26 protein-coding genes are annotated in these 18,053 nt (G+C 65.0%); 14 read left to right on the forward strand and 12 right to left on the reverse strand.

All coding sequences use genetic code 11. The annotated features are described in order from the left end of the window. Positions 1–53 precede the first annotated feature (53 nt). Positions 54–836 (forward strand): SDR family NAD(P)-dependent oxidoreductase, encoded by a 783-nt coding sequence (locus Q0964_RS01650; protein WP_299262763.1) that lies wholly within the window; start codon positions 54–56, stop codon positions 834–836. 205 nt (positions 837–1,041) lie between these two features. Then, entirely contained in the window at positions 1,042–1,350 is a 309-nt protein-coding gene (locus tag Q0964_RS01655; RefSeq protein ID WP_299262765.1) for a hypothetical protein, read from the forward strand. A gap of 5 nt (positions 1,351–1,355) precedes the next feature. Here Q0964_RS01655 and Q0964_RS01660 read toward each other — a convergent pair whose 3' ends face one another. Both Q0964_RS01660 and Q0964_RS01665 read right to left on the reverse strand, forming a co-directional pair. Further along, entirely contained in the window at positions 1,356–2,336 is a 981-nt protein-coding gene (locus tag Q0964_RS01660) for an LLM class flavin-dependent oxidoreductase (protein ID WP_299262769.1), read from the reverse strand. A gap of 55 nt (positions 2,337–2,391) precedes the next feature. Next, the gene (locus tag Q0964_RS01665; protein ID WP_299262771.1) at positions 2,392–3,558 is read right to left on the reverse strand and encodes a CaiB/BaiF CoA transferase family protein; all 1,167 of its coding nucleotides are present in this window, start codon (positions 3,556–3,558) and stop codon (positions 2,392–2,394) included. Between the two features lie 85 nt (positions 3,559–3,643). On the opposite strand from Q0964_RS01665, the gene Q0964_RS01670 reads away from it, so the two are divergent. Further along, complete coding sequence (locus Q0964_RS01670) at positions 3,644–4,864, forward strand: acyl-CoA dehydrogenase family protein (protein WP_299262773.1); 1,221 nt, start codon at positions 3,644–3,646, stop codon at positions 4,862–4,864. Between the two features lie 154 nt (positions 4,865–5,018). Here the strand turns inward: Q0964_RS01670 and Q0964_RS01675 are convergent, their stop codons facing one another. After that, a complete protein-coding gene (locus Q0964_RS01675; protein ID WP_299262775.1) occupies positions 5,019–5,267 on the reverse strand; it encodes a DUF7385 family protein in 249 nt (82 codons plus the stop codon). A gap of 99 nt (positions 5,268–5,366) precedes the next feature. Between Q0964_RS01675 and Q0964_RS01680 the strand changes: the two genes are divergently transcribed. Together Q0964_RS01680 and Q0964_RS01685 are read left to right on the forward strand one after the other, a co-directional pair. Beyond that, positions 5,367–5,816: a universal stress protein gene (locus Q0964_RS01680; RefSeq protein WP_299262777.1), complete on the forward strand. Its 450-nt coding sequence runs from the start codon at positions 5,367–5,369 to the stop codon at positions 5,814–5,816. Between the two features lie 255 nt (positions 5,817–6,071). After that, positions 6,072–6,341, forward strand: a complete 270-nt coding sequence (locus Q0964_RS01685; protein ID WP_299262779.1) for a DUF7538 family protein — start codon at positions 6,072–6,074, stop codon at positions 6,339–6,341. 1 nt (position 6,342) lies between these two features. Here Q0964_RS01685 and Q0964_RS01690 read toward each other — a convergent pair whose 3' ends face one another. Beyond that, positions 6,343–6,648 (reverse strand): hypothetical protein, encoded by a 306-nt coding sequence (locus tag Q0964_RS01690; RefSeq protein WP_299262781.1) that lies wholly within the window; start codon positions 6,646–6,648, stop codon positions 6,343–6,345. A gap of 130 nt (positions 6,649–6,778) precedes the next feature. Between Q0964_RS01690 and Q0964_RS01695 the strand changes: the two genes are divergently transcribed. Then, the gene (locus tag Q0964_RS01695) at positions 6,779–7,543 is read left to right on the forward strand and encodes an SIR2 family NAD-dependent protein deacylase (protein WP_299262783.1); all 765 of its coding nucleotides are present in this window, start codon (positions 6,779–6,781) and stop codon (positions 7,541–7,543) included. 77 nt (positions 7,544–7,620) lie between these two features. Next, positions 7,621–8,019: a cupin domain-containing protein gene (locus tag Q0964_RS01700; RefSeq protein WP_299262785.1), complete on the forward strand. Its 399-nt coding sequence runs from the start codon at positions 7,621–7,623 to the stop codon at positions 8,017–8,019. Positions 8,020–8,049: 30 nt separating this feature from the next. Here Q0964_RS01700 and Q0964_RS01705 read toward each other — a convergent pair whose 3' ends face one another. After that, positions 8,050–8,289, reverse strand: a complete 240-nt coding sequence (locus Q0964_RS01705; protein ID WP_299262788.1) for a glutaredoxin family protein — start codon at positions 8,287–8,289, stop codon at positions 8,050–8,052. Between the two features lie 111 nt (positions 8,290–8,400). Here Q0964_RS01705 and Q0964_RS01710 point away from each other — a divergent pair, with 111 nt between their 5' ends. Beyond that, complete coding sequence (locus tag Q0964_RS01710; RefSeq protein WP_299262790.1) at positions 8,401–8,880, forward strand: redoxin domain-containing protein; 480 nt, start codon at positions 8,401–8,403, stop codon at positions 8,878–8,880. Here Q0964_RS01710 and Q0964_RS01715 read toward each other — a convergent pair. Together Q0964_RS01715 and Q0964_RS01720 are read right to left on the reverse strand one after the other, a co-directional pair. Beyond that, positions 8,877–10,865: an AMP-dependent synthetase/ligase gene (locus Q0964_RS01715; protein WP_299262792.1), complete on the reverse strand. Its 1,989-nt coding sequence runs from the start codon at positions 10,863–10,865 to the stop codon at positions 8,877–8,879. The genes Q0964_RS01710 and Q0964_RS01715 overlap by 4 nt on opposite strands. A gap of 242 nt (positions 10,866–11,107) precedes the next feature. After that, positions 11,108–11,551, reverse strand: coding sequence for an AAA family ATPase (locus Q0964_RS01720; RefSeq protein WP_299262794.1), 444 nt, complete (start codon positions 11,549–11,551; stop codon positions 11,108–11,110). Positions 11,552–11,667: 116 nt separating this feature from the next. Between Q0964_RS01720 and Q0964_RS01725 the strand changes: the two genes are divergently transcribed. Continuing rightward, entirely contained in the window at positions 11,668–11,943 is a 276-nt protein-coding gene (locus Q0964_RS01725; protein ID WP_299262796.1) for a hypothetical protein, read from the forward strand. 263 nt (positions 11,944–12,206) lie between these two features. Here Q0964_RS01725 and Q0964_RS01730 read toward each other — a convergent pair whose 3' ends face one another. Further along, a complete protein-coding gene (locus Q0964_RS01730) occupies positions 12,207–12,434 on the reverse strand; it encodes a hypothetical protein (protein ID WP_299262798.1) in 228 nt (75 codons plus the stop codon). Positions 12,435–12,524: 90 nt separating this feature from the next. After that, positions 12,525–12,701, reverse strand: a complete 177-nt coding sequence (locus Q0964_RS01735; RefSeq protein WP_299262800.1) for a hypothetical protein — start codon at positions 12,699–12,701, stop codon at positions 12,525–12,527. A gap of 86 nt (positions 12,702–12,787) precedes the next feature. On the opposite strand from Q0964_RS01735, the gene Q0964_RS01740 reads away from it, so the two are divergent. Further along, positions 12,788–13,042 carry a HalX domain-containing protein gene (locus Q0964_RS01740; RefSeq protein WP_299262802.1) on the forward strand — a complete coding sequence of 85 codons (255 nt, stop codon included), beginning with the start codon at positions 12,788–12,790 and terminating at the stop codon, positions 13,040–13,042. Between the two features lie 85 nt (positions 13,043–13,127). Beyond that, positions 13,128–13,571, forward strand: a complete 444-nt coding sequence (locus Q0964_RS01745; RefSeq protein ID WP_299262804.1) for a VanZ family protein — start codon at positions 13,128–13,130, stop codon at positions 13,569–13,571. Here Q0964_RS01745 and Q0964_RS01750 read toward each other — a convergent pair whose 3' ends face one another. Continuing rightward, on the reverse strand, positions 13,572–13,937 hold the full coding sequence (locus Q0964_RS01750; protein WP_299262806.1) for a hypothetical protein: 366 nt from the start codon (positions 13,935–13,937) through the stop codon (positions 13,572–13,574). 33 nt (positions 13,938–13,970) lie between these two features. On the opposite strand from Q0964_RS01750, the gene Q0964_RS01755 reads away from it, so the two are divergent. Then, positions 13,971–14,264, forward strand: coding sequence for a redoxin domain-containing protein (locus Q0964_RS01755; protein WP_299262808.1), 294 nt, complete (start codon positions 13,971–13,973; stop codon positions 14,262–14,264). Between the two features lie 120 nt (positions 14,265–14,384). Here the strand turns inward: Q0964_RS01755 and Q0964_RS01760 are convergent, their stop codons facing one another. Further along, positions 14,385–16,316, reverse strand: coding sequence for an ABC transporter ATP-binding protein (locus Q0964_RS01760; protein ID WP_299262810.1), 1,932 nt, complete (start codon positions 16,314–16,316; stop codon positions 14,385–14,387). A 103-nt stretch (positions 16,317–16,419) separates the two neighbouring features. Between Q0964_RS01760 and Q0964_RS01765 the strand changes: the two genes are divergently transcribed. Both Q0964_RS01765 and Q0964_RS01770 read left to right on the forward strand, forming a co-directional pair. Beyond that, positions 16,420–16,545 carry a hypothetical protein gene (locus tag Q0964_RS01765; protein WP_299262812.1) on the forward strand — a complete coding sequence of 42 codons (126 nt, stop codon included), beginning with the start codon at positions 16,420–16,422 and terminating at the stop codon, positions 16,543–16,545. Between the two features lie 71 nt (positions 16,546–16,616). Then, positions 16,617–17,615 (forward strand): DUF5784 family protein, encoded by a 999-nt coding sequence (locus Q0964_RS01770; protein WP_299262814.1) that lies wholly within the window; start codon positions 16,617–16,619, stop codon positions 17,613–17,615. Positions 17,616–17,622: 7 nt separating this feature from the next. Here Q0964_RS01770 and Q0964_RS01775 read toward each other — a convergent pair whose 3' ends face one another. Further along, complete coding sequence (locus Q0964_RS01775) at positions 17,623–18,051, reverse strand: DUF5796 family protein (RefSeq protein WP_299262816.1); 429 nt, start codon at positions 18,049–18,051, stop codon at positions 17,623–17,625. Positions 18,052–18,053 lie beyond the last annotated feature (2 nt).

Raw genomic sequence — 18,053 nt, forward strand, 5'->3', positions numbered from 1 at the left:
TCCCTTCTGAGGAGGAACTGTTAACAGAGTGTGTTCGGTACTGAACAGGTGCAATGGACTTCGGACTCGACGACAAGACGGCCCTCGTAACAGGGGGTGCGGGCCGCATCGGTGAGGAAGACTGCAAGACGTTCGCCGAGGAGGGCGCAGAGGTCGTCGTCCTCGACGTAGACGAGGGCGGCGCACAGGACGTCGCCGACGAAATTAACAACGGCGACTACGACGGCGAGGCCATCGCGATGGAGTGTGACCTCACCGACCGTGACCAGGTCGGCGACGTCGTCGACGACCTTCGGGACGCGACCGGCGGCGTCGACGTCCTCGTCAACAACGCCGGCCTCGTGGACGCGGTGGGAACAGCCGGCGACCTCGACCCGAGCATTTGGGACCGAGACCTGTCTGTCAACCTAACGGGGACGTACAACATCACCCGCGAAATTTTCCCCAGTATGTGCGAACGCGGGTGGGGCCGTATCATCACGATGTCCTCACTCGCCGGCTGGGAAGGTGGCTACGGCCAGATTTCATACTCCACCACGAAGGCCGGTCTCATCGGCTTCGGCAAAACACTGGCTCTGGAAGGCGCCCCCGAGGGCGTCACCTCGAACATCCTCGCGCCGACAATCGTCGTCGGCGACCTCGCCGAACTGCCCCACGACCAACTCGAAGAGATCAATTCGCACTGGGCCGACATCGCCCGTGCCACGCCGATGGACAAGCTCGGCACCGAGGAGGACGTCTCGAATCTCGTCGCGTATCTCTCATCGGAGCAGGCCGAGTACATCACCGGCCAGGTCATGGGCGTCACCGGCGGCGTCGACCTGTTCACATACTAAATTTTTAGTTCGGAGGGTGCCCGCAGGGCACCCCCACTCGCAAAAATTTAGTATAAAAACTATCCGGACGCGAGCTATCGGCTCGCGTCCGGTGAACCGCCTCGCGCGCACGGCGCGCTCGGCGGACGAACTGCCAGTGACTCAAACGGAGACTTGTCCCTCCGCTACATATTGGTGGGGTCCGTCCTGTACACGAACCGCGACCATGCTCCGCTCACGACTCGCAGGCTACGGGTTAATTGGACTCGGCATCCTCTGTGCGCTGTCGATTCTCACGCTCGGCGGTGGCACCGAGCGTCGTTGTCCCGGCGTCGACGGTCCCGTCTACGAGGCGGTCGGTGTCGACCCGACTGGCCTGCGACTCACCGGTTTCGACCTGGCACAGCTCACGATCACCTGGTACGACGGCTGCAACTGGCACACGGTCACGGTTTTGCCACTGCTCGTCGGCGGCCTCCTGCTCGCCGTTAGCATCGTCACCGTCCGGCGGAGCGAGAGCGGGGTCGGCGGGTGATGCGGTCAGTGGTCCGGCGCGAGCGCCTGAATCGTCGCCATCGCCATCTCACCGGCGGCCTGCCGTGGGACCGTAATAATCGGGAGGTCGACGAGTCCGTCCCGTAGCTCGGCCAGTCGCCCGCGAGCCTGGTCGGTCGTCCCCGCGACGCCCAGCGCGTGGACCATCTCCTCGGTCACCGCGGCCTTCGCGTCCCCACGGTCACCCGCTTGCCACCGCTCGGCGACTGTGTCCGCCTCGTCCGGGAATCGCTGAGCAACGGCCTTCCGGTAGCCCTCGCCGCTCCCGACGTAGTAGGCGACGTGTCCCCGGATGGCGTCGCGGGCAGCGTCGGGGTCGTCGTCGCTGACCGCCGAGGGAACGTACGGCGCGACGGTAATTTCGCTGGCGTCCCGTCCCGCTTCGTCGGCAGTCTCCTCGATGTCCTCGAACGCGTCTGGCAGTTCCGGGAAGGGGACGTTGTGGGGAATCCAGCCGTCAGCCAGGCGGGCGACGACCCTGCGATTCGCCGGCCCGAGTGCCGCGTGATAGACCGGCACGTCTCGCCCCAGAGGGTCGAAGTCCTCCACCTGGAACATCTTGCCCTCGTAGGAAACTGGTCCGTCGTCGGTCGAGAGGTACCGCTGGGCGATGGCGATGGTCTCGTGAGCGCGGCGGACGGGATTCTCGAACTCCAGTCCGTGGAGGTCTTCGATAGCTTTGGCGGTACTGACGCCGGTTCCAAGCACCATCCGGCCGTCGGCGTCGCGGTCGACGGTGGCAGCGGCCATCGCCAAAACGGCCGGCGACCGGGAGAACACGTTGGCGATGGCGGTCCCCAGCCAGACGTCGTCGGTGGCCTCGGCGACCGCCGAGAGCTGGACAAACGCGTCGCTACCCCAGAGTTCGGGCATCCAGACGGAGCCATAGCCCAACTGTTCGGCGGTAGTCGCGACACCGGTCGGATCCATCACGTCGGCAGGCGGCAAGAGCAGACCTGGTTGCATGGTCACCGCAATCGCCGGCCCGGCACAAAAAGCTCCCTCCGGAGCCGGTTCCCCGCTACTCGATTATCCCGTCCTCACGAAGCGCGGTGATTCGGTCCGCGTCGTATCCCGCTGCCTTGAGTTCGGCGTCGGTGTGTTCGCCGTGTCCCGGCGGGGAGCCAGCAGCGTCGTCCGGTTCTGCGGTGGACTGTGCGGGGAAAGCGACCCGTGGCACCGTCCCGGAGCGGTCGATCAGGTCGCGAGCGTCGGCGGCCTCGCTGCCGAGCGCCTCGGCGGGTGTCCGGACGGGTGCGACCATCGCCTCGGTGTCCCCCAGCATCGTCTCCCATTCCTCGCGAGTCTTCCCAGCGAACAGTGCGTCGAGTTCCTCACGCACGGCCTCGCGTTCGGCGGGGTCGCCGGTCATGTGTGCGTCCGCGAGTTCCTCGCGGCCGACTGCCTCACAGAAAGCGTTCCAGAACTTGGGTTCGAGCGCCGCGAGCGTGACGTAGTTGCCGTCGGCGGTCTCGTAGGTATCGTACCAGGGGAGAGAGCCAGAGAGCTCCGTCTCGCCGGGGCGAGGGTTGCCGCCGGTGAGCGCGTCGTGGGAGACGGCCTGGGAGAACGAGGCCACCACGTCGGTCATGGCGACGTCGACGTGCTCCCCACCGGTGTTGCCGAGTTCCCGCGAGCAGAGCGCACCGACGGTACCGAACGCGGCGAACAGTCCACCGGCCATGTCGCCGACGGGGTAGCCAGGCATCTGTGGCCTGCCGTCCTCGTCGGCTCTGGTCATGTCCAGCAGGCCGGCCATGCCGACGTAGTTGAGGTCGTGTCCCACCCGGTCGGCGTGTGGGCCGTCCTGACCGAACCCCGACAGCGAGCAGTAGATCACGTCGTCGTTGACCGCACGGACGGCCTCGTAGTCGACGCCCAGGCGTTCGACCACCCCAGGGCGGAACTGCTCGAACACCACGTCGGCCTCGGCAGCCAGCTCCAGGAAAGCGTCCCGTCCGCGGTCGGTTTTGAGGTCGATTGCGACGCTTCGCTTCCCACGGTTGACCGCGTCGAAGATTGCACCGACCCCGGCGTCGGTGTACGGCGGGAGGACTCGCGCGTAGTCACCGGCGTCCGTGTCTTCGATCTTGACCACGTCGGCACCGGCGTCGGCGAGCAGTTGTGTCGCGTACGGCCCTGGCAGCAGCCGCGAGAGGTCGAGCACACGGACTCCATCGAGTCGCATACCTTCCTTCCCGAGGCCACGGATATAAGTCTCCGCCACTCTACTGGGGCGGTGGTTTCAAGCGTCAGGGCGTGTTGGTTGCGCTATGGCAACACAAAACAGAGAACGCACGGTCAGTTTCGATACCGGGGAGGAGACGCGGCTCATCCTCGACAGCCTCGACGAGTTCATCGAGCAGGAGGTCGAGCCGGTCAGGGCGAATCTGGGCGAGACGTGGGAGAATCCGCGACGTCGCCACGAGGACGACGGCCGACTCGTCCCGGAGGTCGTCGAGGCTATCGAGACGATTCGGAAGAGAAGCGCCGATGCGGGCTTTTATGCCATGAACCTGCCCGAAGACGTCGGCGGGGAAGATGTCTCGAACGTCACCTGGTATCGGGCAAAAAAACACGTCGCCAGCCACGGCATCGGGCTGACCGAGTACGTCCTGGCGGGTCCGGAAGGCCCCAAGCCGCTCCTGATGCAGGCAGAGGGTGAACAGGTCGAAGAGTACCTGAAGCCAGCCGTCGCGGGCGAGGTGTCGACGGCGTTCGCACAGACCGAACCCGGACAGGGGTCGGATTCGCCGAGCATGGACACTCACGCCGAGAAAGACGGCGACGAGTGGGTCCTCAACGGCCAGAAGCAGTGGATTACGAACGCACCGTACGCGGACTTCGTGCAGGTGTTCGCGCGAACGACGCCCCAGGAAGAGGCCGGCCGCTACGGCGGGATTACCTGCTTCATCGTCGAGCCCGACGAGTTCGAACTCGGGTCGATGAACAACGCCGTCGGGCTGGAGGGGATGCAGGCGGAGTTGCTGTTCGACGACGTGCGACTGGGCGAAGACCGGGTGCTGGGCCAGCCCGACACCGCCTTCTATAACGCGATGGACTTTCTCTCGCTGGGTCGGCTGGAACTCGGCGCGGAGGCAGTGGGCTACGCCGAACACCTCATCGAGAAAGGCGTCGAGTACGCCAACGACCGCGAGGCCTTCGGCCGCCCCATCGGAAAGTTCCAGGGCATCTCCCACAAACTCGCCGAGGGCCGGGCCCGCAACTACGCTGCCGACGCCGCCGGCCTCAGACTCGCCTGGCAGATGGACGAGGGCGAGCAGGCCATTGAGGAGTCGTCCATCTTCAAATACCTCGCGACGAACGTCTACTTCGACATCGCCGACGACGTCGTGCAGGTCCACGGCGGGAACGGGCTCTCCGAGGACAACCCGTTCATGGACCATCTTCAGGTCGCCCGCATCCTGCGAGTCGTCGAGGGGACCGACGAGATTCAGCTCAACACCATCGCAAAACAGCTCGGCGTGTCGTAACTCGGCGGCTGACGGGTACTACTCCGCCCGCTCGACCACGTCGTCGGATATACTGCAACTGCGGACCCCGGCGTCAGGAACCTCGACGTTCGATTGCACGACCGTCCCGGTGGCTTCGTTCGGGACGAACTCGCTCCGGACTAACCCGTCCCGCTCAATGTCTGAACATGAGGATGCGGTCGGGTTCGTGTCGGATGCAGAACGGCGCTACCGACGAGGGCGTGAACGTGTTGTCGGTTTTCGCCGAGATGAACAGCTGTTCGAAGGGTTTGCCGCAGGCTGGGCAGGCGTAGTTCTTCTTGTTTACCCAGTGGCTGGTGTCGCGGGTCTCCTGGAGAAGTTTGAGGCCGTGTCGGTAGTCGTGGACGTCGAGAGGGCCATCGTCGTCGCCCAGCGTCTCCATGCCCGAAGCCAGGCCACGGAGGCGTATCAATGTCTGGAGTGGTTCGAGAGGCGTTGCCGCCTCCACCGGGGTTAAGACGCGGGCTGAAAAAGAGACCGTATGACGATTCTGGCTCCGTTCGACGGGTCGTCGCTGTCCCGGACGGCGCTCGAACGCGCGAGCGAGTTCGCCGAGTACCGCAACGAACCGGTCGTGGCGCTGACGATTATCCCCGACGACGAGGAGTTCGCCCGCGAGCGCGGTTGGATCGACGCCGATGGTACCTACGATCAGACAGCCGTCCGTGACGAGTTCGAGCGTACAGTGCGGGAGGTGGCGCCGAACGCGACCTACCGGTGTGAACAGCCCGAAACCAGTGACTCGATGACCGCGACGGTCACCGACGACATCACGCGGACAATCAGAGCCGTCGCCGACGACGTGGACGCGTCCATCGTGTTCATCGGCAGTGAAAACGCCGGCCGCGTCTCGGCCCCGGTCACCAGCGTCGGAAGCCCGGTGTCGGAGGACCCACGCTACGACGTCCACATCGTTCGTCACGACGGGTGATGCACGCGCTCGACCGGCCGACTCCGTGCTCGATTTCGTTCGTCCCTCGACGGGTTATAATTGGCCGATGATGTCGTGAAGAAAGTTGAATCACGACCGGTGTTTCGTATCCAATGCGGTTCGCTCCCAATCCCGAACCGGTTTTCCCCCTCCATCTTTCCGCTCCCCCTCCCGACACTGTCAAGAGTGGCGACGCTTTCCGGTGGGCCTGCGTGTGACCGAAACCACTAGCCCGTGGGCGCCGTAGGGTTCGACGTGACTACTGTCCTCGACAGACTCGCCGAGCGGGACGGATGGCGTGTCGAGAACGCCGCAGCGCGGGTTCACTACGACGGCGGTACCGACCGCTACAGCATCGAGTACTACGAACCGAGTGACTGTGTGGTCTACTGGAAGGTCTCGCCGGACGGCGACATCGCCGTTCCGGTGGGCCGGGACACGGTGCCGACGCCACTCCGCGAGCGGGTCCGGCAGGACCTAGCCGCCGCCGAGGTTGACCCCGAAATCGAACGTCGGTCCCTCTGACTCAGATAGACAGGTGGTCGCTCCCTGTGTCCTCACGACTTCGACTGCCAGTGTCCGTCTCGGCCTCTATGACCGCTTCCTCGACGGCCGACTGACTCGCACCTGCTGGTGGTTCGACCACCCGTTCGATGGCCGCCGTCGGCGTCTCTTCTGCGCTGTCGTCGGACGCGGCATCACCGTCGTCCGCCGACCGGGGGTCCCGGCGCAGGTCGTCCCAGAGCCGGTCTATTTCCGCCGCCAACTCGGCGCCGCGCGGTTCGGACTCCGTTGCTCGCTGGCGGCTGTCATCGACCGATTCAACTGGCATTAGTCGATACTAAGCTCCGTGCACTGATAAATTACCAGCCTTATTTGTGTTCTATTTTACAGTACTTCCGTCGGTACCGACCCTCGGTGAGACGATGATTTTAATCCGGCACACGGCCTGACTGGGTAATGTGACAGTCGACGAGGCGGACGTGCAGGCGGTGGCAGAGGCCATTCGCGACGCGGAGTCGGTCGCTGCGTTGACGGGTGCCGGCGTCAGCACGGCGTCTGGTATCCCGGACTTTCGCGGCGAGGACGGCATCTGGGACCGACACGACCCGATGGAGTTCCACATCGATCGGTTCCGGACCGACCCCGCGGGGTTCTGGAACGACCGTGTGGAGTTACAGGCGGCGGCGTTCGACGACGGCGACGTAACGCCCAACGCCGCCCACGAGGCGCTCGCGGAGCTCGAATCGGCGGGGCTCCTCGACACTCTCGTCACGCAGAACATCGACGGCCTCCACCAGGACGCCGGGTCCGAGAACGTCCTCGAGATTCACGGGTCGGCTGCCCGCGTCGTCTGCCGGGACTGCGGGACGCGGGCCGACGCCGAACCGGCGATGGAGCGGGCCCGTGGCGGCGACGTCCCACCGACCTGCGAGAGTTGCGACGGAACGCTCAAGCCCGATACCGTGCTCTTCGGCGAACAGCTCCCCGAAGACGCCTTGATGCGGTCACAGGCCACGGCCGAGAACGCGGGCGTGTTCCTCGCCGTCGGGTCGTCACTGACCGTCGAACCGGCCGCGTCGCTGCCCCGCATCGCCGCCCGGCAGGGTGCGACGCTCGTACTGGTGAATCTCGAATCCACGCCGCTGTCGAGCCGGGCGGACTACGATTTCCGGGCGGACGTGACGGAGGCGCTCCCGCGACTGCGCCGTGCGGTCGCGGAGTGAGTACGGGCAGCGGAAAACCCCGGCCGGTGTCCGCGTCCGCTACGTTTTTGTCGTGACCGGGCGTGTATTCCGCCGCTATGGAGTACGAAGTACTCGGCACCGAGGACGTACCGGTCACCGACCTGTCGGAAGTCGATGGTGTGCCGCCGGACCTGGACATCCGCCCGGTCGGCCGGACGATGGGTCTCGACAACCTCCACGTGACGCTGTGGTACTTCGAGCCGGACGAGGAGATTCAGTACCACGCCCACAGCGAACAGGAGGAACTCTACTACGTGGTCGAGGGCGAGTTCTCGCTCAAACTCGGCCGCTCCGGCGAGGCGGAAACGGTCGAAGTCGGTCCGGGCGCGTTCTGGGCAGCCGGCCCGGAGGTCGGACACGGCCACCGGTACGTCGGCGACGACGAAGGCGTCGTCCTCGCAGTCGGCGCTCCGGCAATCGAAGACCCTGGCCTCGACCCACACAACCTGGACTGAAACTGCGACTCGACCAACCGGGCCGGCCGGTCAGGCGTAGCTTTGATCGAGATACTCGAGAATACGCTCGGACTCGGCCATCGTGATGCCTCGGTCCTCGTCGACGACGACAGGGACCTGTCGCTGGCCCGAGATTCGAGCCACCTCGTTGCGTCGGGAGTGGAGTCCCTCGACCCAGACCGATTCGTAGTCGATGTCCAGTTCCTCGATACGGTCGACGACGAGTTCGCAGTACGGACAGCCTTCTAGTCGATAGAGTGTCATCGTCATACGCCTCCGTATGGAGGGCGACGGCAAAAACCTGCGGCCCATCGGTGCCGTCGAGCCCCCGAGTTACGCGTGTTCGCCGGGGTTTTTGAGGGAGGGACTCCATGCCCGGATATGCCACCCACTGACGGCGACGACATCCCCGATTTCGAGGCACTGTGCTGTGACGGCGAGACCTTTCGCTCGGTTCACCTCTCCGAGACGGTGGGCGACCGCGGTGCCGTCCTCGTCTCGACCGGCTTCGTCTACAGCGCCATCGCGCAGAACTGGTGGAAGCGCTTCCAGAAGTACGGCTGGGACGACTTTTCGGACGTTCCCGTTCTCGGGATCAGCCGTGACGGCCCCTACGCACAGAACGATTTCCTCCGCTGGCTGGGCCGCCCGCCTTTCCGCATGTTCGCCGACGTGAACGGCGAGGTTTCCGAAGCCCTCGACCTGCTCACCGACCGCGATCACATGGCCGACGTCTCGACGCCGTGGCGGTCAGTGTTCGTCGTTGACCCCGAGCTACAGGTGCGGTTCGCCTACGTCGCCGACGAGTGGATCGGCCCGCTCCCCCACGAGGACGTGGAGGCGGCCGTCGCCGAGCTTTAGTCCGCGCTGGCCGCCTCGCCGTAGATGGCTTCGACCTTGTCGAAAAACTGGTCACGGATGTTCCGTCGTTTGAGTTTCATCGATGAGGTGAGCATGTCGTTTTCCGGCGTCCATTCGACGTGTGCGAGTTCGAACCGCTTGACAGTCTCGTGTTTCTCGAACTGCTCGTTGACCTCGTCGACGGCGTCCTGGACCCACCCGTGGACGCGTTCGTCGGCACACACGTCGTCGGGGTCTTCGGGGAGGTCGATACCCTCCTGGTCGGCCCACCGCCGGACCGACTCGAAGTTCGGGACGATCAGCGCACTGACAAATTTCTGGTCGTCGCCCATCACCATCACCTGATCGACGCGCTCGCTGGTCGCGAAGGCGTCTTCGATGGGGCCGGGCGCAACGTTCTTGCCGGTCGAGAGGACGAGCAACTGTTTCAGCCGGTCGTGATAGACCAGATAGCCGTCCTCGGTCCGTTCGACGATATCGCCGGTCCGGAACCACTCGTCGTCCCCTTCAGTTGGGCGCGTCGTAAAGGCGTCTTCGGTCTCTTCGGGCTTGTTCCAGTACCCCTGCGTGACGTTGGGCCCTTTCAGGAGGAGTTCGCCGATCTCGCCGTCGGCTTTCGATTTCCTGTCGGGACCAATAACGCTGTCGTCAAGGTACGTGTCCATGCCGGCCACCGGCGGGCCGAGCGTCCCGGGTCGTGGGTCTTCGGCGGGGTTCGTCGAGACGACCGGTGATGTCTCGGTGAGGCCGTACCCCTCGAAGATTTCCAGCCCCATCCCCCGGAACAGCTCTGCGAGGTCCTTGTTGAGGCTGCCGCCGCCGCTGACGAAGTAGTCGATGTTGCCCCCGAGCTGGTCTTTGACCTGCTGGAAGACGAGTTTGTTCGCGACGTAGTACTCCAGTTTGAGGCGGTTACCGGGGGTCTCGGTTCGGCCGTACTCCTTCCCGATCTCCAGCGCCCGCTGGAAGATTTTCTCTTTGAGGTCGGAGGACGCGGCCTGTTCCCGCATGGCGTCGAAAACTCGCTCGTAGACCCGTGGCACACTCGTGGCCGTCGACGGTTGCACTGCCTGCATGTCCGCTTGGACCGTGTCGGGACTCTCCGCGTATGCGACGGTCGCACCGGCACCGAACATCGAGAAGTGGCCAGCAGTCCGCTCGAAGACGTGAGCCAGCGGGAGAAAGGAGAGCGTCTTCACGTCCGAATCCAGCACTGGAGTGTTCGGGTCCTTGTCGGGGCGGGGGCCAAAGCGCCTGCGGATCTGGGTGACGTTGGCTCGGAAGTTCGCGTGCGTCAACTGGACACCTTTCGGTTTGCCCGTCGTCCCGGAGGTGTAGATGAGGCTGGCGAGGTCGTCCGGCGCCTGTTCGTCGATCCAGGACTGGTACGCCGACTCGTCGAAGGCCTCGCGGCCGAGTTCGTAAATCTCACCGAGCGTGTAGATGTCGTCGTTGTTGTCGTATATGTCGACGCCGTCGATGATAACGACGAACTCGACGTCGGTGTCGTCTTGAACGTCCAGCACACGGGCCAGGAGTTCCTCGTTCTCGACGACGACGCCCGTCGCGCCAGGGTCGTTCAGAAGATAGCGGACCTGCCGAGGCGAGGACTCGGTGTAGATAGTCGTGACGACCCCACCGGCGGCCAGCAGAGCGAAGTCGGTCTGTGCCCACTCCATCCGCGTGTTCGAGAACACCCCTACACGGTCGCCGTGACCCACACCGAGTTCCCGAAAGCCTGTTGCGAGGGTGCGGACGATGTCGGCCACCCGGTCGTATGTCAACAGCCCCCACTCGCCCTCGGCCGGTTCGGGAACGATATCGTCGGTCAGCGACCGGTCGTAGACACCCCCTTTGTACTGTTGAGCGGGCAGTCCTGCGTACCGTTCGGCACTCGCCTCGAACAGTTCGGGAATCGTCCCCGACCCAGTGACTTCGTCGGTGTACTCACGCTCACGTTGCAACAACTCCTCTGTTGTGGTCATTAGCGATATCCATGCGGTCACACATGATAATACGTTCGGGAATAGGTCGCCAACGCGTTATGAACCACTGTTCATCTGAACGCTACCGCGACGTGCGAACCTCCGCCTCGGTGAACTCGCGACCGCAGTCGTCACATCGGTAGTGACCGATTGCGACTTTCCTGACTGGCCGAGTTCGACCGCAGGACGGACACGCGATATCGACCAGCAACGTCACACTTGCTACTCGGTCTCAGGGGTCTTCAGCGTGCCGGGGCCTGTCCGACGGTTCCGAACGCCGGCAGGTGAAATAAACGATTTGAGCTGTTGCGGCAACGTGTCCAGCGCTGCTCGTCGGGCTCGTCGTCGAGTTGCCGGGAGATCGCGTTTACCGGCGCTGATCGACGGTGGAACGTCGTCGTGAGTACTTCGTCGGCCAGCTTGAACAGTACGTCGGCCCGGGTGCGATGCTCCCAGCAGTTGACGTACGCGATCCGAGCCCCGCGTTCGTCGCGCAGGATCTGGAGTGACAGCCGCGCGAGCATGGTCTTGCCCGTGCCCTGCGGGCCCTGGAGGTAGCTCTGCGTCCCGTTGGTCCGGACTCGTCGGTAGTGCTTCAGCAGCGACTCAAGCTCGTCCCGGCGGTGAGCGACCAGCTCCCGTTCGGGCACGACCTCGGGGTCGAGCACGGATTCGTGACTGATCATGTCCTGTTCTGACGCAACGCCGGTATTTAAGAAGGGGTTACACTTCCGGCAGCAACCGCTTCTTTAGATTTGTCCATGGGGTGAAAGTAAAGTCGCGGGCCCGCGAAGCGGCCGGTATGAAGCGACGCACCCTCCTCGGGATTGGCGCGATGACACTGAGTGGTTGTCTCGGGACCGGCGGTTCCGGCTCTGGATCGAACAGCGTCGGCGACAGCGTCACGCACGACGGCGTCCAGGCGATTGTTCACGTTGTGGAACTGCTTGGTGATCCCGAACTCAACAGCAACGAGGTACTGCGGTCCGGATTCCAGGCGCTTTTGATCGACGTGGAGCTGGCCGTCGTCGGTGATCGTGCCCGGCCGTTCCCTCATCCCGTCAACAGCACGATGTGAGTTACCTACGACGACGAACCCGCCGAAAGCCTCGTCACGTACGACAACACGACGGCCGCCAACGAAACCTACCACACGTACGGGTACCGGTACCGTGAGGAGATAATCGAAGAACCCGTTGCGCCGGGCACGTCCCTCCGGGGCTGGGCACAGTTCAGCGTCGAGGAGACAGCCAGCCCGGGTGGTCTCGTGCTTGAGATGGACCTGGGCGGGTCAGAAAACCAGCAAACCGTAACGTGGGAACGTGGGTAAGAAAACAGCGCTCAGGTCGTGTGCGCGTCGGGGTTCGTGCAGTCGGCGGCGTGCGTGACTTGCTTGTAGTGGGACGCGGCCCGGAAGCAGTGGGCGCAGATGATATGATCGGCTGGTTCGCCCATCTTGAACCCATCCACGTCTACCGGGGTGCCGGACCGCTCGATGATCCAATGGTCGTCATCCCGTAGCTCGCCGACCGTTCCAGACTCTGACCCCGTGCTTTCCTCCGTGCTCATGCCAGATCGACCCCCAGCCTGAGTTCTTCTGGTACTCGATCACGAGCTCGCGCGACGTCTTCAGGATCGGGACTCCCCATCGGAACCGGATCATAGCTCGACCTCCCCGGCGGCGACGATGCCCTGGATCTCGACGTCCAGCTGGTCGACGATCTCCTGCCCACAGGGCTGCCACTCGTCACCGTCGTGCTCCTCGACGTAGTAGGTCCACCCACCGGGCTCCCGGGCCTCGAAGGTGAGCCGCCGGCGGTTCGCGGCTTCGTTCACTCTGGTTCACCGTCGAGGTGTGGTATGGCATATCGTGACAGGACAGTTCTCGTCGCTGCGTCGGGCTCCGGTCCACCGGCTATCTGGTGCGACCGCTGGAAGCGGCGGCGCTTCGGGAGGCCGTCGCGACGGCGGCGAATATCTCGGACGAGGCGGTCCGGAAGCAGGTGTACCTCTCGCTGGCGGCCAGCCAGGCGGCGCTGGAACTGAGGTTGACACCGACCGAACGGAGCGACCACGAGACGTGCGAGCGCCTCACGGAGCGGCTAGACCAGCTCTGTGACCGGTCCGAGGTCCCGCTCGACGAGCTAGAAGAACTGATTTCGGGCAACCCTACCTGACCCACCAGTCCACGAACCGCCGGCAGGCGAGTCTCGGTCCGGGCGCAACCGTTGGTTTTTTTTCCGGTCGGTCGGGTCCAGACGCATGCGACGTCTCCCGGTTCCGCTCGTCCCGGCGTGGTTGCGGTGGCTCGGCGTGGTCGCCGTCGCCGGGTTCGTCTTCGCCACGTCGGTACTGGTCACGCCGCCACCCGAGCCAGTCGTTCCGGGGAAAGTCGATCCGCTCCCGCTGGACAAGTGGCGTCACTTCCTCGCGTACGCGGCCATCGCGTACGCCCTGGCCTACGCCCTGGCGGACTCTGAGCGACCGCGGACGCACCTCGCCGCGGGCGTGTTCACTGTGGCGGTGCTGTACGGCGTCGGCATCGAACTCTGGCAGTGGACGCTCCCGAACCGGTTTTTCAGCCTCGGGGACGCATACGCGAACGCCATCGGTGCCGCGCTGGTCGTCGGCTGGTACGCGGTCGAACCGTACCTGCAACTCCGTCCGGTGACGTCCTTTCTCCCGGCGAGCGAGTCGGACAGTTGATCACTCCTTGGTCGCAGTCTCCAGTCCACCGGGGACCCACGCCAGCGAGTCGAAGTCGACGGCCTCGGGCCCGCGGTGCTCGACGACCAGTCCGTCGTCGTCCGTGGCGACGACCAGTACGTCGGCGCCGTCGTCCACTGCTGCAGGTGCGGACCCGACCGAAGGGCCGGCCGGCCGTGGGCCGTCCGCGGGGCGCGCGAGGACGACCTGCTCGTCGTCCCGGAACAGAACGGCGTCGTCCAGAGACCAGGGAAGCACGGCGGCCAGGCGCCCGAGCTGCCCCGCCAACGCGTCGGGCCCGTCCTCGAGCAGCGGCCGGTCCGCGCCAGTGTCGCTCTCGCCGCCGTCCGTGGGGGAGTGTACCATGACTGGTGTAGGTGAAGCCCCGTTGTAAGTTCGTTGGCGGCTTCGAGCGCCGAGCCACTGCTTCGAAGCCGGGCGTTCACGCCGCCGTGCGGGGCGGAGATAAGCCAGTTCCAGGACGACATCGAGAATGACCGCGACGTGGGCGCGACGCTGTACGGTGTCGACGTCGACTCACCGTTCGCACAGCAGGCGTTCCGCGAGGGGACCAGCCCCGGGTTCCAGGTGCTCAGCGACTCGAACACGGAAGTAATCGAAGAATACGGCGTGAAGGTCGACTTCGACGACTGGGCCACTACTGGCTGGCCCGGCGTACCGTCTCCGTCGTGAACGGGGACGGCGACATTCCCCACAACTGGGTCGCCGACGACCCCCACACCCAGCCGGACTTCGAGGCCGTGGAGGAGGCCGTCGAAGCCGCCGGTTGAGTCCCGTCAGCGGCCACCGCTCTCAGTCGTCCGCGACCGATCTCGACCGGTCCTCGTCGGCCTGTGCTGCCCACAGCTCGGCGTACGCGCCATCTTCGACGCCCAGCAGGTCGTCGTGAGTTCCGGACTCGACGATCTCTCCCTCGTCCATCACGACGATGCGGTCGGCGTCCTTGATCGTCGAGAGCCGGTGGGCGATGACGAAGGCGGTTCGGTCCTCGATCAGGCGGTCGAGGCTCTCCTGAATCAACTCCTCGGTCTCGGTGTCCACGTCACTCGTCGCCTCGTCGAAGACGATGATCGCGGGGTCGTTCAGCAGGGCACGGGCGATGGCGACGCGCTGGCGCTGGCCGCCCGAGAGCTTGATTCCGCGCTCGCCAACCTGCGTGTCGTACCCGTCGGGGAGGTCCTCGACGAACTCGTGGGCCTCGGCGGCTTTCGCGGCCTCGACGACGCGCTCGCGGACTACCCGCTCCTGCTCGGGGTCGACATCGCGCTGGTCGCTCTCGACCTCCAGTGCGAGTTCGTCGCCGTAGGCGATGTTCTCGGCGACGGTCCCGGAAAACAGGTAGGGGTTCTGCTCGACGACGGCGATCTCCTCGCGGAGTCGCCGGAGATCGTACTGGCGAACGTCGGTCCCGTCGACCTGCACGGCTCCGTCGTCCACGTCGTACAACCGCGGGACGAGTTTCAGCAGCGTCGATTTCCCTGCGCCGGTCGCGCCAGCGAGCCCGACTGTCGCGCCGGCGGGCACGTCGAGTGAGACACCGCGGACGACCGGCTCACCGTCGCCGTAGGCGAAGGCTACGTCGTCGAACTCGACGGCGCCCTCGACCCCATCCGGGCTGTGCGGGTCCACGGGGTCGGTGATCGATGGCTCTGTGTCGAGCAGGCCGAACACGCGTTCGGCACTGGATTTGGCGAGCTGGTACTTGTTTGCGGACTTGCCGATCCGGCGCATCGGGGAGTAGAGCCGCCGGAGATAGAGGAAGAAGGCGGCGAACGCGCCGGTAGAGATAATCGCTTCTCCCTGGCTGGCCAGGATGATGTCCCGGCCGCCGATGTAGAGGACGAGGACGAACACGACGCCCGTCAGGAGGCGGAGACTGGCGAAGAAGGCCCGCCGGATGCGGAGCGCGGCGACCTTCTCGTCGTGGTACTGCTGGCTCTGTGCGGCCACGCGGTCACGCTCGAACCCGTAGCGGTCGAAGGCCTTCACCACCGCGACGCCGCCGAGGTTGTTCTCTAACCGGGTGTTCAGCCGCGAGACGGTCTGCCTGATCTCCCGGTAGCGTGGCTCAATCCACCGCAGGAAGACCGCGCTGGCGATACCGATGAGCGGCACCGGCGCGAGCGCGATCAGTGCCAGTCGCGGCGAGTAGTACGCCAGCACGATGGCGATGCCGCCGACCGTCGCGAGCATCCGGATGAACTGCCGAAACTCCGTGTTGAGAAACGACTCCAGTCTGTTGACGTCGCTGTTGAGAATCGAGAGCATTCCGCCGGTCTGGTGGTTCGCAAAGAAGTCCATCGAGAGGTGCTGGAGGTGGTCGTAGGCGCCGTCTCGGAGGTCTCGCTGGACCTTCTGTGCGGTCGCCTGGATGAGGTAGCGGCCGGTGAAACGCATCACCGAGCGGATGAGATAGGCCAGCGCGGCGATGACGACCAGCCGTTCGAGAAAGGCTACCCGCGCGGCTTCGTCGGTGATCGCTCCAGTCGGTACCAGCCCAACCGCCGCCAGCAGTCCCGGCTCGCCGGACTGGAGAACGACGCGGTCGATGGCCGTCGCCACGATAACCGGGGGCGCCAGCCGAGCGAAGCGAGTCAGAAACGAGGCGAGGATGCCGACCGAGAGGGTCAGCCAGTAGGGGCGCGCGTAGCCGACCAACCGCCAGACGGGGTTGCCGTCGACGGTTTCGCGGACGTGTTCGAACCCACCGTGTTCGTCGGCCATACAACTGAAAACGGCTCCAGAGGCAAGTATGACCCGCACTCGGTTCGCAGTCGCCACGAGCGTTTTTATGTTGGCGACCGATTTTCGAGTGGGTGCGACTCCAATGCCGATCGCCCCATACGTCCCACGAGACGAGGACGAAGACCGCGAGGCACCGGACATCGGTGACGTTGTCGAACGGATCATCGACGGGGGCGGCGGTCCGTTCCCCGTTGTGGTACCGGCGTGAGGAGGGGTCGTAACCGGCCTTTTTTTAAGACGACGCACAACACGTAATGCGCTCGGTAGGCAAACGCCGATGTGGCGAAGCCGCTCCGATTTCGGGTGTCGACCGAACGCTGGACCGAGGGCCGTGTCCGGTCGGACCTGCTGGGCCCGCTCGATTCCAATCTCGGCGCGACGATGCGCAGACCGTGGTACAAACAGCCAAACGGGTACGAGGCCTGTCGGTTCGAGATGGACAACGGCGATATTGCCCTGTTCGCCTGGAACGGCCAGGGCTACTGGCTTGGCAACACCGAGACGCCTAGCGCCCTCTGGCGCACCGATAAGTACACGTTCGAGGAGGTCCCCGACCGGATCTCGGAGTGGGCCGAACGCGAACTGCTCGCACAGTTGCACGAGGAGTCGCCGTGGCTGGCGGACTATCCGACGATCTCCTGGTTCTTTCTCCCCGTCCTGCTCTCGAAGGACGGCCGACACACCACCCGTGAGTTCCTGCACGACCACGCCGCCGGCTTTCCCGACGCCGACCCCGACGCGGCACTCTCGTTCTACGAGGGGTTCCTGGAGACCGACGCGCTCGACGACCGGTACACGATGGCCTCGAAGCTCGGGACGAGCGAACAGCTCAACGTCGGCCGGATGCGCTCGACGATGAGTGAGTTCACCGTTGCCAAACTCCTCTACGAGGCCGGCTACGAGGTCACACCGGAAATCGAGGTGAGGACCGGCCACTTCATCGACTTCCGCGCGGACGAGAACGGCGAGGGCGTCCTCGTAGAAGTCACCCGCCCGCAACCGCCGTCGGAACGGGCCGCCAGTTCGCCGTCTACGTCGATCCGTGAGACCGCCGAGACGAAAGTCAGCGGCCAGTTGTCCCAGCACGAGGGCGGCGTCACACTGTTCGTCGACTGTTCATCCTTCGCCGATCACCACTGGCGGACGCTGATGGACGAACAGCCGGACGTCCGGCACCGACCGGCGGTCGTGTTTCGGGCCTGGCCGGACGGCACGGTCGACGGGTACAGCAAGGGCGCGGTGCCGCTTGACCTGCCCGAGGGCATCGACACCGGCTGAAACGCGATTACGCCTCCGCCACGATCTCGAAGGCTCGTTCGCCCATCGGGTTCTCCTCGAAGACGAACACGCGGCCATCGGCCCTGTCGAGGTCGGCGTCGACGACGACGCGGTGGGCCGCGTTGCGGACCGCCACGCCGGGAAACACCGTCGTCTGCTCGTCGGGTTCGAGCATGACACGGCCGACACCGGTGTCGTTCAGGATGTCTGCGTGCGTTTTCAGGTCGTTGACGTACGTCAACACGCCCTGAGTCTCACTGCCGTCGGTGACGAGGACGTGGATGTCCCGGCCGGGCGCGGTCCGAAGCGGGGACTCTCGCTTCTGTGGGACGCCCCGGTAGAACGCCTCCCGACCGTCGTTGTATTCGACGGTGATGCCGTCCTCTGTGAGTTCGATCGGCAGCGTCTGTGGAGAGACTTCCTCGCGGGTGGTCATAC

Source organism: Halorientalis sp. (assembly GCF_028275115.1).
GTDB lineage: Archaea > Halobacteriota > Halobacteria > Halobacteriales > Haloarculaceae > Halorientalis.

Coding starts and splice junctions, on each gene's coding strand:
- Q0964_RS01650 (WP_299262763.1), top strand. CDS start 54: ATGGACTTCGGACTCGACGACAAGACGGCCCTCGTAACAGGGGGTGCG.
- Q0964_RS01655 (WP_299262765.1), top strand. CDS start 1,042: ATGCTCCGCTCACGACTCGCAGGCTACGGGTTAATTGGACTCGGCATC.
- Q0964_RS01660 (WP_299262769.1), bottom strand. CDS start 2,336: ATGCAACCAGGTCTGCTCTTGCCGCCTGCCGACGTGATGGATCCGACC.
- Q0964_RS01665 (WP_299262771.1), bottom strand. CDS start 3,558: ATGCGACTCGATGGAGTCCGTGTGCTCGACCTCTCGCGGCTGCTGCCA.
- Q0964_RS01670 (WP_299262773.1), top strand. CDS start 3,644: ATGGCAACACAAAACAGAGAACGCACGGTCAGTTTCGATACCGGGGAG.
- Q0964_RS01675 (WP_299262775.1), bottom strand. CDS start 5,267: ATGGAGACGCTGGGCGACGACGATGGCCCTCTCGACGTCCACGACTAC.
- Q0964_RS01680 (WP_299262777.1), top strand. CDS start 5,367: ATGACGATTCTGGCTCCGTTCGACGGGTCGTCGCTGTCCCGGACGGCG.
- Q0964_RS01690 (WP_299262781.1), bottom strand. CDS start 6,648: ATGCCAGTTGAATCGGTCGATGACAGCCGCCAGCGAGCAACGGAGTCC.
- Q0964_RS01700 (WP_299262785.1), top strand. CDS start 7,621: ATGGAGTACGAAGTACTCGGCACCGAGGACGTACCGGTCACCGACCTG.
- Q0964_RS01705 (WP_299262788.1), bottom strand. CDS start 8,289: ATGACGATGACACTCTATCGACTAGAAGGCTGTCCGTACTGCGAACTC.
- Q0964_RS01710 (WP_299262790.1), top strand. CDS start 8,401: ATGCCACCCACTGACGGCGACGACATCCCCGATTTCGAGGCACTGTGC.
- Q0964_RS01715 (WP_299262792.1), bottom strand. CDS start 10,865: ATGACCACAACAGAGGAGTTGTTGCAACGTGAGCGTGAGTACACCGAC.
- Q0964_RS01720 (WP_299262794.1), bottom strand. CDS start 11,551: ATGATCAGTCACGAATCCGTGCTCGACCCCGAGGTCGTGCCCGAACGG.
- Q0964_RS01725 (WP_299262796.1), top strand. CDS start 11,668: ATGAAGCGACGCACCCTCCTCGGGATTGGCGCGATGACACTGAGTGGT.
- Q0964_RS01730 (WP_299262798.1), bottom strand. CDS start 12,434: ATGAGCACGGAGGAAAGCACGGGGTCAGAGTCTGGAACGGTCGGCGAG.
- Q0964_RS01745 (WP_299262804.1), top strand. CDS start 13,128: ATGCGACGTCTCCCGGTTCCGCTCGTCCCGGCGTGGTTGCGGTGGCTC.
- Q0964_RS01750 (WP_299262806.1), bottom strand. CDS start 13,937: ATGGTACACTCCCCCACGGACGGCGGCGAGAGCGACACTGGCGCGGAC.
- Q0964_RS01760 (WP_299262810.1), bottom strand. CDS start 16,316: ATGGCCGACGAACACGGTGGGTTCGAACACGTCCGCGAAACCGTCGAC.
- Q0964_RS01765 (WP_299262812.1), top strand. CDS start 16,420: ATGCCGATCGCCCCATACGTCCCACGAGACGAGGACGAAGACCGCGAG.
- Q0964_RS01775 (WP_299262816.1), bottom strand. CDS start 18,051: ATGACCACCCGCGAGGAAGTCTCTCCACAGACGCTGCCGATCGAACTC.